The 13,307-nt window shown below is 59.6% G+C and carries 9 protein-coding genes and 1 pseudogene; 7 read left to right on the forward strand and 3 right to left on the reverse strand.

The annotated features are described in order from the left end of the window. Positions 1-9 precede the first annotated feature (9 nt). Together SOP95_RS02995 and SOP95_RS03000 are read left to right on the forward strand one after the other, a co-directional pair. Complete coding sequence (locus SOP95_RS02995; protein WP_323606009.1) at positions 10-1,398, forward strand: amidohydrolase family protein; 1,389 nt, start codon at positions 10-12, stop codon at positions 1,396-1,398. A 143-nt stretch (positions 1,399-1,541) separates the two neighbouring features. Next, on the forward strand, positions 1,542-2,687 hold the full coding sequence (locus SOP95_RS03000) for an XdhC family protein (RefSeq protein ID WP_323606010.1): 1,146 nt from the start codon (positions 1,542-1,544) through the stop codon (positions 2,685-2,687). 53 nt (positions 2,688-2,740) lie between these two features. On the opposite strand, the gene SOP95_RS03005 is transcribed toward SOP95_RS03000, so the two are convergent. Further along, positions 2,741-4,024, reverse strand: a complete 1,284-nt coding sequence (locus SOP95_RS03005; RefSeq protein WP_323606011.1) for a Zn-dependent hydrolase — start codon at positions 4,022-4,024, stop codon at positions 2,741-2,743. A 141-nt stretch (positions 4,025-4,165) separates the two neighbouring features. Then, on the reverse strand, positions 4,166-5,650 hold the full coding sequence (locus tag SOP95_RS03010; protein ID WP_274076318.1) for an NCS1 family nucleobase:cation symporter-1: 1,485 nt from the start codon (positions 5,648-5,650) through the stop codon (positions 4,166-4,168). 541 nt (positions 5,651-6,191) lie between these two features. Here SOP95_RS03010 and hydA point away from each other — a divergent pair. From hydA to SOP95_RS03030, 4 genes are all read left to right on the forward strand, one after another. Further along, positions 6,192-7,631 carry a dihydropyrimidinase gene (gene hydA / locus SOP95_RS03015; RefSeq protein WP_323606012.1) on the forward strand — a complete coding sequence of 480 codons (1,440 nt, stop codon included), beginning with the start codon at positions 6,192-6,194 and terminating at the stop codon, positions 7,629-7,631. A 153-nt stretch (positions 7,632-7,784) separates the two neighbouring features. Then, the gene (locus SOP95_RS03020) at positions 7,785-9,152 is read left to right on the forward strand and encodes an NAD(P)-dependent oxidoreductase (RefSeq protein WP_274076316.1); all 1,368 of its coding nucleotides are present in this window, start codon (positions 7,785-7,787) and stop codon (positions 9,150-9,152) included. Next, the gene (gene preA, locus SOP95_RS03025) at positions 9,153-10,427 is read left to right on the forward strand and encodes an NAD-dependent dihydropyrimidine dehydrogenase subunit PreA (protein ID WP_323606013.1); all 1,275 of its coding nucleotides are present in this window, start codon (positions 9,153-9,155) and stop codon (positions 10,425-10,427) included. Positions 10,428-10,723: 296 nt separating this feature from the next. Next, a complete protein-coding gene (locus tag SOP95_RS03030; protein ID WP_323606014.1) occupies positions 10,724-11,752 on the forward strand; it encodes an RHS repeat-associated core domain-containing protein in 1,029 nt (342 codons plus the stop codon). 15 nt (positions 11,753-11,767) lie between these two features. Here SOP95_RS03030 and SOP95_RS03035 read toward each other — a convergent pair. Then, positions 11,768-12,079, reverse strand: a pseudogene (locus SOP95_RS03035) (TetR family transcriptional regulator C-terminal domain-containing protein); the annotation flags it as partial. Positions 12,080-12,273: 194 nt separating this feature from the next. Here SOP95_RS03035 and SOP95_RS03040 point away from each other — a divergent pair. Next, the gene (locus tag SOP95_RS03040; protein WP_323606015.1) at positions 12,274-13,209 is read left to right on the forward strand and encodes an RHS repeat-associated core domain-containing protein; all 936 of its coding nucleotides are present in this window, start codon (positions 12,274-12,276) and stop codon (positions 13,207-13,209) included. The last annotated feature ends 98 nt before the right edge of the window (positions 13,210-13,307 follow it).

Below are 13,307 nucleotides of genomic sequence, written 5' to 3' on the forward strand. Positions count from 1 at the left end.
GAGCCGACCATGACTCAACTGCAAAACATCCTGATCAAGAACCCGGCGGCAGTGATGACCGGCCTGCGTGGCCCACGGGCCAGGGCCGGCGCCGTGGACATCCGCATCGTCAACGGGCGTATCGCCGAAATGGCCGCAGGCCTTGAAGCGCAACCCGGTGAGCGGGTGATCGACGCGCGCCATTCGTTGGTGTATCCGGGCTGGATCAACACCCACCATCACCTGTTCCAGAACCTGCTCAAGGCCGTACCCGAAGGCCTGAACCAGGACCTGCAAGGCTGGCTGGCCAGCGTGCCCTACCCGCGCCTCAACCGCTTCCCCCCGCAACTGGCGCGGATCGCCGCGCAGCTGGGCATGGCCGAATTGCTGCTGTCGGGCGTGACCACCTGCGCCGATCACCATTACCTCTACCATGCCAACGGCACCACCGAGACCGGTGACCTGCTGTTCGACATGGCCGAAGCATTCGGCCTGCGTTTCGTCCTTTGCCGGGGCGGCGCGCTGGAGTCGGCCAGTGCCCATCCGGGGTTCTCGAAAACCGCGCTGCAACCGGAAACCCTCGACCAGATGGTCGGTGACATCGAACGGCTCAAGTCGCGCTATCACCAGGACACCCCGGACGCCCTGCGCCGGGTGGTGGTCGCGCCGACCACGCCGACTTTTTCGCTGCCGCCGACGCTGCTGCGGGAACTGGCCCACACCGCCCGTGGCCTCGGCTTGCGCCTGCACACGCACCTGTCGGAAACGCAGAACTATGTGAATTTCTGCCGCGAGAAATACAACTGCCTGCCGGTGGAATTCGTCGCCGAACACGAATGGCTCGGCCCGGACGTGTGGTTCGCCCACGCGGTGCACCTGCAACCCGGTGAAATCCGCATGCTCGCACAAACCGGCACCGGCATTTCCCACTGCCCGGTGAGCAATGCGCGCCTGGGCAGCGGCGTGGCGCCAGTGCCGCAGATGTTCGAGGCCGGGGTGCCAATTTCCCTTGGCGTGGATGGCGTGGCGTCCAACGAGTCCGGGAGCATGGTCGGCGAAGCCAACACTGCGTGGCTGATTCACCGGGCGGAGCAAGGCGCCTCGGCGACCACCGCCGAAGATGTCATCCACTGGGGCACGGCCGGCGGCGCGCAGGTGCTGGGGCTGGGGGCGGTCGGCACGCTTGAGATCGGCCAGGCGGCGGACCTGGTGATCTACGGTCTCGACCATCCGCGCTTCTTCGGTTTCCACGACATCGCCGTGGCGCCGGTGGTGGCCGGTGAGCCCATTGCGGTGAAGTACAGCCTGGTCGGCGGCCGGGTGGTGGTGGATGACGGCGTGATCCCGGGGCTGGATGTGCAGCGGATGCGGGCCGAGGCGTGGGAGGGAGTGCGGCAGTTGATGAAGGTAGACGACTGACCCTCTGCCACCCCAAATCCCCTGTAGGAGCTGGCTTGCCAGCGAAAGCGGTGTGTCAGTTAGCAGAGATGTTGCCTGACACACCGCTATCGCTGGCAAGCCAGCCCCTACAGGGTATCTCCGTCATTTTCGGGAGCGATTACATGTCCGGCCTCAACGAACTCTTGCAAGCCATCGACACCGCCGCCCAGGCCGGCGAAGAAACCATCCTCGCCACCGTGGTCAAGGTCGAAGGCTCTGCCTACCGCCGTCCGGGTGCGCGGATGCTCATTCCCTTGCACGGTCGCACCGTCGGCACCGTCAGCGGTGGTTGCCTGGAGCAGGACCTGGCAAAAAAAGCCTGGTGGCTGACCGACTCCGGCGAACCGCTGGTGCGCCGCTACAGCACCGGCGCCACCGAGGACGAAGACGATGAGCAAAGCGCCCTGACCTTTGGCCTGGGTTGCAACGGCACGGTATTCGTCATGCTCGAGCGCCTGCGCGCAAAATCCCCTGCACCGGCCATCGAACTGCTGCGCCGTGTGCGCGACCGTCAGCAACCGGCCGCCATGGCCACGGTGATCGGCACCTCTCGTTATGCCAGTGTCCGGGTCGGTGACCGCTTGCTGTCCGACACCGAGGGAAGCCTGCGCAACCTGCAACTGACCCATGGGATTCGTCGTGACCTGCACAAGACACTGACGCAGAAAAAGTCCTCGACACGGCTCTACAGCGACGCCCGTGGTGAGGTCGAGGTGTTTTTCGAGTACATCGCCCCGCCGCCGCGCCTGGTGATTTTCGGCGCCGGTCACGACGCACAGCCGCTGGTGCGCATGGCCAAACTATTGGACTGGCACGTTAGCGTCGTCGACAGCCGCAGCCACTTCGCCCGCGCCGAACGTTTCCCGCAAGCCGACGCCGTGGTCTTCGCCAGTCTCGACAACCCGTTCGACCTGTCCCCGCTGATCGATGGCGCCTTTGTGGCGGTGATGACCCACAGCTACCGCCAGGACCGGCACTGGCTTGGGCTGGCCCTGCAAGCCTCGCCCGCCTACCTCGGCCAGCTCGGCCCCAGGGAGCGCACCGAACGCCTGCTGGCCGAAATCGACCTGGGCACCTCAGCGCTGCACTACCCGATGGGTCTCGACCTGGGTGGCGATGCGCCGCAGAGCGTGGCGCTGGCGATACTCGCCGAGATGACGGCGGTGATGAACCAGCGCCAGGGCGGGATGCTCAGGCATCGGAGCAAACCGATTCATCAGGTGGATCTGGTGGTCAGTGAAAAGCTTGAGCAGGCGGCAAACGTTTGATGATCAGGAAATCGCAGCCTGCAGCTGCTGCTGCAGGCTCGATCCTTTGTGTTTCAAGCAGCCTTCGCCCCCTTGGCCACCGCCGCCGAAGCCGCCAGCATCGCCCGCAACAACACCGCACACCCCGCCGCCAAGTCGTCCGGGGCGGCGTTCTCGATTTCGTTGTGGCTGATGCCGCCTTCGCACGGCACGAAGATCATCCCGGCCGGTCCCAGCTCGGCCAGGAAGATCGCGTCGTGCCCTGCGCCGCTGACGATATCCATGTGCGAAAGGCCGAGCCCTTGCGCCGCGCCGCGCACCGCCTCAACGCAGCCCTTGTCGAAATACAGCGGCGGGAAGTCGGCGGTGGGGGTCAGTTCATAGGTCAGGCCGTGTTCTTCGCAGGTGGTTGCTATGACCTCGCGCACTTCGGCGATCATCGAGTCCAGTCGCGCCGGTTCGAGGTGGCGGAAGTCCAAGGTCATGCGCACTTCGCCGGGAATGACGTTGCGCGAGCCGGGATAGGCTTGCAGGCAACCGACGGTGCCACAGGCGTGAGGCTGATGACCGAGGGCGGCGCGGTTGACGGCGCCGACGATCACCGCGGCGCCGACCAGGGCGTCCTTGCGCAGGTGCATCGGCGTCGGGCCCGCGTGGGCTTCGACGCCGCGCAGTTTCAGGTCGAACCATTTCTGGCCGAGGGCGCCCATGACGACGCCGATGGTCTTGCGTTCGTCTTCGAGAATCGGCCCTTGTTCGATGTGCGCTTCGAAATAGGCGCCAACGGCGTGGCCACTGACTTTGCGGGTGCCCGCGTAGCCAATGGCGTTGAGCGCTTCGCCCACCGTCACGCCCTCGGCGTCGACCTTGGCCAGGGTTTCTTCCAGGGTGAATTTTTCCGCGAACACACCGGAGCCCATCATGCACGGGGCAAAACGCGAGCCCTCTTCGTTGGTCCAGACCACCACTTCCAGCGGCGCTTCGGTCTCGATGCCCAGGTCATTGAGGGTACGCAGCACTTCGACGCCGGCCAGCACGCCGAAGCAGCCATCGAACTTGCCGCCGGTGGGCTGGGTGTCGATGTGGCTGCCGGTCATCACCGGTGGCAGGTCCGGATTGCGTCCGGGACGGCGGGCGAAGATATTGCCGACGGCGTCGATGCTGACAGTGCAGCCGGCCTCCTCACACCACTTGACGAAAGTGTCCCGGGCCTGGCGATCGAGGTCGGTCAGGGCCAGGCGACACACACCGCCCTTGACCGTGGCGCCGAGCTTGGCCAGTTCCATGAGCGACTGCCACAGACGGTCGCGGTTGATGTGCTGATGGGTGGACTGCAGAACGTCTACGGCCGCGTTCATGGGGATCTCCTCAGGCTGTTCTTATGGATTTTCTTCAGGCAATTCTGCGGTGTGTTTGAGGCCGCCTTCGCTGGCAAGCCAGCTCCTACAAGGGATCGCGATCACCTGTAGGAGCTGGCTTGCCAGCGAAGAGGCCCTCCCTTACACCGCAGATTTCACGACAGATGGACTGGGCCGCATCACGCACAACCCGTAGTAAATCAACCCGCCAAGGGCCGAGCCGGTGAACCAGCCATAGCTGTAGAACCAGCTGAACACATCGCTGCCCAAAGACAGCAGCGTCAACACCACCGGCACGCCGAACGCGAGAAAACCGTTCCAGTTCCACGCCGGGTACACGTCGTCGCGGTAGAGGCCGGCCAGGTCCAGCTGCTGTTTCTTGATCAGGAAATAGTCCACCACCATGATCCCGGCAATCGGCCCCAACAGACTGGAATAGCCGAGCAACCAGTTGGAATACACCGTTTCCAGGCTGACATCGGAAACAATCAGGCCAAGCTTTTTCAGCAGTTCATGGGCCATCAATGCCAACCCCACGAACCCCGTGAGCATCACCGCTTTGGTCCGGTTGATCGCCTTGGGTGCGATGTTCTGGAAGTCGTTGGTGGGTGAAACGATGTTGGCCGCGGTGTTGGTCGACAGCGTCGCGATGATGATCAGCGCCATGGCCAGCGCCACCCAGACCGGGCTCTGGATGTGTCCGATCAGGGTCACCGGGTCGGACACCGTCACACCCACCAGCTTCACCGAGGCAGCGGTCATTACCACACCCAGGGAGGCAAACAGGAACATGGTCAGTGGCAGGCCGATGATCTGCCCGACGATCTGGTCTTTCTGGCTTTTCGCGTAGCGGCTGAAGTCGGGGATGTTCAGCGACAGCGTGGCCCAGAACCCAACCATCGCGGTCAGCCCGGCCGCGAAATAGCTGGCCACACCCGCGCCTTCTGGACGCTTGGGCGGGATCGCCAGCAGCTCGGTCATCGACACATTGGGCATGGCCCACACCAGCAACCCGACCCCCACCAGCACCAACAGCGGCGCCGAGAGGGTTTCCAGCCATTTGATCGACTCGGCGCCGCGAATCACCACCCACAGGTTCAGTGCCCAGAACACCATGAAGCCGATGACTTCGCCTGTGCCGCCCAGGGACTTCCAGCCCTCGAACACCGAGCCCAGGAACAGGTGGATCGCCAGGCCACCGAACATCGTCTGGATGCCGAACCAGCCACAGGCCACCAGGGCGCGGATCAGGCACGGGATGTTGGAACCAAAGATACCGAAGGACGAGCGCAGCAACACCGGAAACGGAATGCCGTACTTGGTGCCGGGAAAGGCGTTGAGCGTCAGCGGGATCAACACAATGATGTTGGCAAACAGGATGGCCAGCAGCGCCTCACCGACACTCAGGCCGAAATACGCCGTCAGCACCCCACCTAGGGTATAGGTCGGCACGCAAATCGCCATGCCGACCCATAACGCCGTGATGTGCCATTTGTTCCAGGTGCGTTCGCGCACCTTGGTCGGTGCAATGTCGTGGTTGTAACGGGGACTGTCGAGGACATCGCTGCCGGCTTCCAGCTCGAACAAGCCGTCGCGCTCGGTCACTTGCGATCTGATCTGTTGCATGGCCGCTCCACTGTTCTTTGAGTTATTTTTTGCTCATCGAGGGCTGGCGGCATCAATAAACGTGCCGGGTGCCCCGCTTGCGCATCGGGCAGTTCCATAAACACTCTGCAACTCACTGATGTTTATCAGTTTTATTGGGTCACCTCGGTTACTCGGCATGCCTCTCAGGCCAAATGCCCGCCAAGTTGTCCGAACAGTCAGGACTCAAACTGGTGCATCGATATTTTTTTCAAAGTCGCGCATCAACCATAGACCATCCTCAAACGGCTGATTTCACATAAGAAATCTTGACCATATTTGGATCCTGTCAAGTGCGTCAAAATGGTGAGAGGCCGCACCATTTTGCTGTTTTTTGTTTTTATTTGTTATTTATCAAACAGTTAAAACAGTCATAAGCTTATAAAAAATAATCTTGCTCATTCCTATAACTAAGACTAGCTTTTATTCCTGACAGCGTTGACAGGATTAAGCCGGTTGCCGCTCACGTCTATAAAACATCTAGAACCGGCATCAGCCGGTCATTGCCTGCGAGGAACTCGGAATGTCTCTGTTGATCCGTGGCGCTACCGTTGTTACCCATGATGAAAGTTATCGCGCCGATGTGTATTGCGCAGACGGCGTGATCAAGGCCATCGGCGAAGACCTCGACGTTCCCGCAGGTGCCGAGATACTCGACGGCAGCGGCCAATACCTGATGCCTGGCGGCATCGACCCGCACACCCACATGCAACTGCCCTTCATGGGCACCGTGGCCAGCGAAGACTTTTTCAGCGGCACGGCGGCGGGTCTTGCCGGCGGCACCACGTCGATCATCGATTTCGTGATTCCCAATCCGCAGCAGTCATTGATGGAGGCCTTCCATCAGTGGCGCGGCTGGGCCGAGAAGTCGGCGTCCGACTACGGCTTCCACGTCGCCATCACCTGGTGGAGCGAGCAGGTTCGCGAAGAAATGGAGGAGTTGGTGATTCATCACGGGGTCAACAGCTTCAAGCATTTCATGGCCTACAAGAACGCCATCATGGCGGCCGACGACACCCTGGTGGCGAGTTTCGAGCGCTGCCTGGAACTGGGCGCGGTGCCGACCGTGCATGCGGAAAACGGTGAGCTGGTGTATCACTTGCAACGCAAGCTCATGGCCCAGGGCATGACCGGGCCGGAAGCGCATCCGTTGTCGCGCCCTTCGCAGGTGGAAGGCGAAGCGGCGAGCCGGGCCATCCGCATTGCCGAAACCCTCGGCACGCCGTTGTATCTGGTCCACGTCTCGACCAAGGAAGCCCTCGACGAAATCACCTACGCCCGCGCCAAGGGCCAACCGGTCTACGGCGAAGTGCTGGCCGGCCACCTGCTGCTGGACGACAGCGTCTATCAGCACCCGGACTGGCAGACCGCCGCAGGGTACGTGATGAGCCCACCGTTCCGTCCACGAGGCCATCAAGAAGCCCTGTGGCACGGTTTGCAGGCGGGTAACCTGCACACAACCGCCACCGATCACTGCTGCTTCTGCGCCGAGCAGAAAGCCGCCGGCAAGGACGACTTCAGCAAGATCCCCAACGGCACTGCCGGCATCGAAGACCGCATGGCGGTGTTGTGGGAGGAAGGCGTGAACACCGGGCGTTTTTCGATGCAGCAATTCGTCGCGCTGACCTCCACCAACACCGCGAAGATCTTCAACCTCTATCCACGCAAAGGCGCGATCCGCATCGGCTCCGATGCCGACCTGGTGCTGTGGGACCCGCAAGGATCGCGGACGATTTCCGCCAAGACCCATCACCAGCAGGTCGACTTCAATATTTTCGAAGGCAAGACCGTGCGCGGTGTACCCAGCCACACCATCAGCCAGGGGCGCGTGGTCTGGGCCGACGGCGACCTGCGCGCCGAGCGCGGTGCCGGGCGGTACATCGAACGGCCGGCGTATCCGGCGGTGTTTGATTTGCTGAGCAAGCGGGCGGAGTTGAACCAGCCGGTTGCGGTGAAACGCTGAGAGCGGCCTGCGGCCTTTCGCGAGCAAGCTCGCTCCTACAGTTTGAAATGCATTCCCCTGTAGGAGCTGGCTTGCCAGCGAAGAGGCCGGCCCAGTCAACACAAAAACAATGCCCGACAGAGGCAGCACCTCAATTACCGTGAGGCCAACACCGTGATCAAGACCCTGACCCACCTCCCGCATCCCCATGAGAACGCGGCCGCACTCGCCGGCCATTTCACCGACCTGGCGCCGCCACTCAACGATCGCCAGGCGCATCTGGAAGCCTCGCGTTGCCTGTATTGCTACGACGCGCCCTGCGTGAATGCCTGCCCGAGCGAAATCGATATTCCCTCGTTCATCCGCAACATTCACCAGGACAACGTCCAGGGGGCGGCGCAGAAAATCCTCTCAGCCAACATCCTCGGTGGCAGTTGCGCCCGGGTCTGTCCGACCGAGATTCTTTGCCAGCAGGCCTGTGTGCGCAACAACGCCCATGAATGCGCGCCGGTGCTGATCGGCCTGCTGCAACGTTACGCCGTGGACAACGCGCACTTCAGCGAACACCCGTTCGCCCGCAGTGCCGCCACCGGCAAGCGCATTGCCGTGGTCGGTGCCGGCCCCGCCGGGTTGTCCTGCGCCCACCGCAGTGCGATGCACGGCCACGACGTGGTGGTTTTCGAGGCCCGGGAAAAAGCCGGAGGCCTGAATGAATACGGGATCGCCAAATACAAACTGGTGGACGATTACGCACAGAAGGAACTGGATTTCCTCCTGGAAATCGGCGGTATCGAAATCCGCCACGGGTACAAACTCGGGGATAACCTCAGCCTCAGCGACCTGCATCAACAATTCGACGCCGTGTTCCTCGGCATTGGCCTGGCGGCCAGCAAACAGCTGGGCCTGCCGCATGAAGACGCGCCCGGCCTGGTGGCGGCCACCGACTATATCCGCGAACTGCGCCAGGCCGATGACTTGAGCCAGCTGCCGCTGGCCGACCACTGCATCGTGCTCGGTGCCGGCAACACGGCTATCGACATGGCGGTGCAGATGGCCCGGCTCGGCGCCCGCGACGTCAACCTGGTCTACCGCCGTGGCGCCGAGGACATGGGAGCGACTCACCATGAACAGGACATCGCCAAGGCCAATCAGGTACGCCTGCTGACCTGGGCCCAACCGGAAGAAGTCCTGCTCGACGACCAGGGCCAGGTGCGCGGCATGCGCTTCGCTCGCACACACCTGGTTGAAGGTCGCCTGCAAACCACCGGCGAAACCTTTGAACAGGCCGCGGATGCCATCTTCAAAGCCATCGGCCAAAGCTTCGATTCCAGCGCCCTCGCCGATCCTTTAGCCCGAGAACTCAAGCGTCAGGGCGATCGCATAGAGGTGGACGAACACCTGCGCACCAGCATCCCCGGGGTGTATGCCGGCGGCGACTGCACCAGCCTCGACCAGGACCTCACCGTGCAGGCAGTACAGCACGGCAAACGCGCCGCCGAGGCGATCAACGCGCAACTGATGCTCAACGTGGAGGCTGCATAAATGGCCGATCTGTCGATTGTCTTCGCCGGCATCAAGTCACCCAACCCGTTCTGGCTGGCCTCCGCGCCGCCGACCGACAAGGCCTACAACGTGGTCCGCGCCTTCGAGGCCGGCTGGGGCGGCGTGGTCTGGAAAACCCTCGGGGAAGACCCGGCGGCGGTCAACGTGTCATCGCGCTATTCGGCGCACTTCGGGGCTAACAGAGAGGTCCTCGGTTTCAACAACATCGAACTGATCACCGACCGCTCGCTGGAGATCAACCTGCGGGAAATCACCCAGGTCAAGAAGGACTGGCCGGACCGCGCGCTGATCGTGTCGCTGATGGTGCCCTGCGTCGAAGAGTCCTGGAAACACATACTGCCCCTGGTGGAAGCCACCGGTGCCGACGGCATCGAACTCAACTTCGGTTGCCCCCACGGCATGCCGGAGCGCGGCATGGGCGCGGCGGTCGGCCAGGTGCCGGAATACGTCGAGCAGGTCACCCGCTGGTGCAAGACGTATTGCTCGCTGCCGGTGATCGTCAAGCTGACGCCGAACATCACCGACATCCGTGTGGCGGCCCGCGCGGCGCACCGTGGCGGCGCGGATGCGGTGTCGTTGATCAATACGATCAACTCCATCACCAGCGTCAACCTGGAGCGCATGGTCGCCAATCCCATCGTCGGCAGCCAAAGCACCCATGGCGGCTATTGCGGCTCGGCGGTCAAGCCGATCGCCTTGAACATGGTCGCCGAAATCGCCCGCGACCCGCAGACCCGTGGCCTGCCAATCAGCGGCATTGGCGGCATCGGCAACTGGCGCGACGCCGCCGAGTTCATGGCCCTGGGCAGCGGTTCGGTGCAGGTGTGCACGGCGGCGATGCTGCACGGCTTTCGCATTGTCGAAGAAATGAAGGACGGCTTGTCACGCTGGATGGACAGTCAGGGCTACGCCAGCATCGCCGAGTTTTCCGGGCGTGCGGTGGGCAATACCACCGACTGGAAGTACCTGGATATCAACTATCAGGTGATCGCGAAGATCGACCAGGAGGCGTGCATTGGTTGTGGGCGCTGTCATATCGCTTGTGAGGACACTTCGCACCAGGCGGTGGCCAGCCTGAAAAAGGCCGATGGTACGCACGCGTATGAAGTGATCGATGAGGAATGCGTGGGTTGCAACCTGTGCCAGATCACCTGCCCGGTCGAGAACTGCATCGAGATGGTGCCGGTGGACACTGGCAAGCCGTTTCTGGACTGGAATCATGACCCGAGAAATCCCTATCACGTCAGTCCTTGAAATCTGCGGCGTCTGAACCGACGCCATCGCGAGCAAGCTCGCTCCCACAGTGGATTTGTGTCGTACATCAATCCTGAGTACACCAATGATCCCTGTGGGAGCGAGCTTGCTCGCGATAAAGCCGGTACAGCCACCACAAACCTCAAGCCTTCAATCCAATCTTCTGCGACTACACCCAGCGCTGATACCCCTGATTATCGCCGACACACCTCCCTGACTATCAGTTCTGCTAGTAGACGCCCCCCGAATTAACTACGAAACTGACACGCATTCATTTCGCCAGCGAGGTCTGCGTCATGTCAACCCCATCAATGAAGATATTGCGCCGTTATATATACGACCCATTGGATCGACTTATTGGTGTGGGGCTTTTGCAGACCGACAGCACCCAGCGCTTCTATCAAGAAGACCACCTGACTACCGAGCTGGGGCAGCAGATAGAACGCAAAATTCTGCGCCATCAAGCCCAACCATTGGCGCAGAGTCAAAGTGAAGCCGGTATGTCCGAAACCATGCTGCTGGCAACCGACCAGGCGCATTCGCTGCTGAAAACGGTCTCAAGCACTAGTCCGCGGCAATTTGCCTATACCGCTTACGGTCATCATCCGGCTGAAAGTGGATTAAGTCATTGGCTCGGGTTTAACGGAGAGAGTCCTGACGAGATTACGGGTACCTATCCACTTGGAAAAGGCAACCGTTTTTATAACCCTTGTTTGATGCGTTTTACGACCCCGGATGATTTTAGCCCTTTTGATGAAGGGGGGATTAATGCCTATGCTTATTGCGGTAACGATCCAGTTAATAATTTCGACCCATCCGGAGAAGCTCCTATTTGGCGACCCTGGCTGTCATCAGTTATCGTCAAAAACCCACTAAAACAAATCAGACCAACAACCGCAACCATTAGCAAACAATCATCAATCAACTTGGGAAATCATCCAATAAGTAAACCCTCACCTCGACATCCTACTTTACCATTGGTTGATGAAGTTACTTTGCTTGAGCCAAATTTCAAGCCTACACAAAGTTCTGGGAATAAAAAGTTAAAACCTACTCAACCGGCCTTAGACAATAGAAAGAGTGTTAGAGACGCAATACGCTATGATGAGATAATAAAAAAAACCCCAGACTTCAACACAGTTGCAACGACAAGAATGGTAGATCGCTTGAACTACTACGATCAAGAAGTAAAGAATTTTTTTACGTCGGGTAGACCTCGCCATGAGTTAAGTAAACTAAATTCTATTCTCCGAAATGTTGAAGCTGAAATCAAGCAATACAGCGTCAAACAGCACATGAAACGTATACGCAATCTTAAACGATAACGCCGTACATACCACCTACGGCTCCAACCCAATCCCCCGCAAAATCACACTGGTCACCGTCTGCACCGCCCGTTCAAACTGCATGTCCGACAGCGGCTGGTGATCATTGAGAATATTCACCTGATGATCAAAGTCGGCGTAGTGCCGGGTCGAGGACCAGATCATGTAAGCAGGCTTGAAGGCTCCACCGGCAGGATGCGGTCGTCGTCGACCCACTGGCGGATCTTCGCTTCCTTCATCTTGACCGTACAGGCTCCCGTCGAGCTTCTCGCCGAGGGTCGGCGCGCCGTGGATGATTTCGTTGGCCCAGACTTTAGAGCCGTTCGTTGCCGTTTCATTTTCAAGATCAAAAGATCGCAGCCTCGTTTCACTCGGCAGCTCCTACAGGTGAAACGAGACTGCGATCTTTTGATTCATCCGTTCCCCTTCGCATCAAATCTACCTATCAGTTCTGCTAGTAGACACCCCCCGTATTATCTACGAAGCTGACAAGCATTCATTTCGCCCGCGAGGACCGCGCCATGTCGGCCCCAGCATTGAAGATTTTGCGCCGTTATGTATACGACCCATTGGATCGAATTATTGGTGCAGGGCTTTTGCAGACCGACAGCACCCAGCGCTTCTACCAGGAAGACCACCTGACTACTGAGCTGGGACAGCAAACGCAACGCACAATCCTGCGTCATCAAGCCCAACCATTGGCGCAGAGTCAAAATGAAGCTGGTGTGAGCCAAACCACGTTGCTGGCAACCGACCAGGCGCATTCGCTGATGATAACGGTGTCACGGATTAATCCACAGCAATTTGCCTATTGCGCCTACGGGCATCATCCTGTGAAAAGTGGTTTAAGTGCCTTGATCGGGTTTAACGGGGAATGTCCTGACGCTACAACGGGTCACTACCCACTAGGACAGGGCAATCGCTTTTTTAATCCTGTTCTGATGCGTTTTAACAGCCCGGATGAGCTCAGCCCTTTTAGTGAGGGCGGCATTAATCCTTATGCGTATTGTGGATGGGACCCGATCAACTTCGGAGACCCTACCGGAAATTCTCGCCTCGCGCACCTCAAAGCTCTATGGAGGAAAGCATCGCAAACCGCAGATGTTAACCGCGCGTCGGTTACCACAGCCACTTCTAGTGCCCGAGCAAATGCACCAACACCCAATGCCATCGGCCAGGCCACCTCGCTAAGTTCTGGCAGTTCACAAACAAAGTACCGGATACTGCCTCAGGAAGCGTCAACACCTAGCAGTTCGGCGCAACCATTTCCGCACCAACTAGGTCCTTTTAAACTGGACTCAAAAACCAAAAAAATATCAAAAAAAACATCAAAAAAAAATATATCCAATACAAGCACAAACTCTACAACAACGCACAAAAGTACGAAGAACTCAAAGAATCGTCGAATCTTCAGGCAATGTATACTGGATCACAAAAAACACACTGGGAAGACTTAACAAGTCAAATAGCATCTGAACCGAGTTCAATAAAGCGATGGAAACTAAGACAAAAGAGGATCTTCCTGGAGGTTAAGATCAGAAGCGTTACCATCGAA

The sequence above is a fragment of the Pseudomonas sp. YuFO8 genome (genome assembly GCF_035065025.1).
GTDB lineage: Bacteria > Pseudomonadota > Gammaproteobacteria > Pseudomonadales > Pseudomonadaceae > Aquipseudomonas > Aquipseudomonas putida_AE.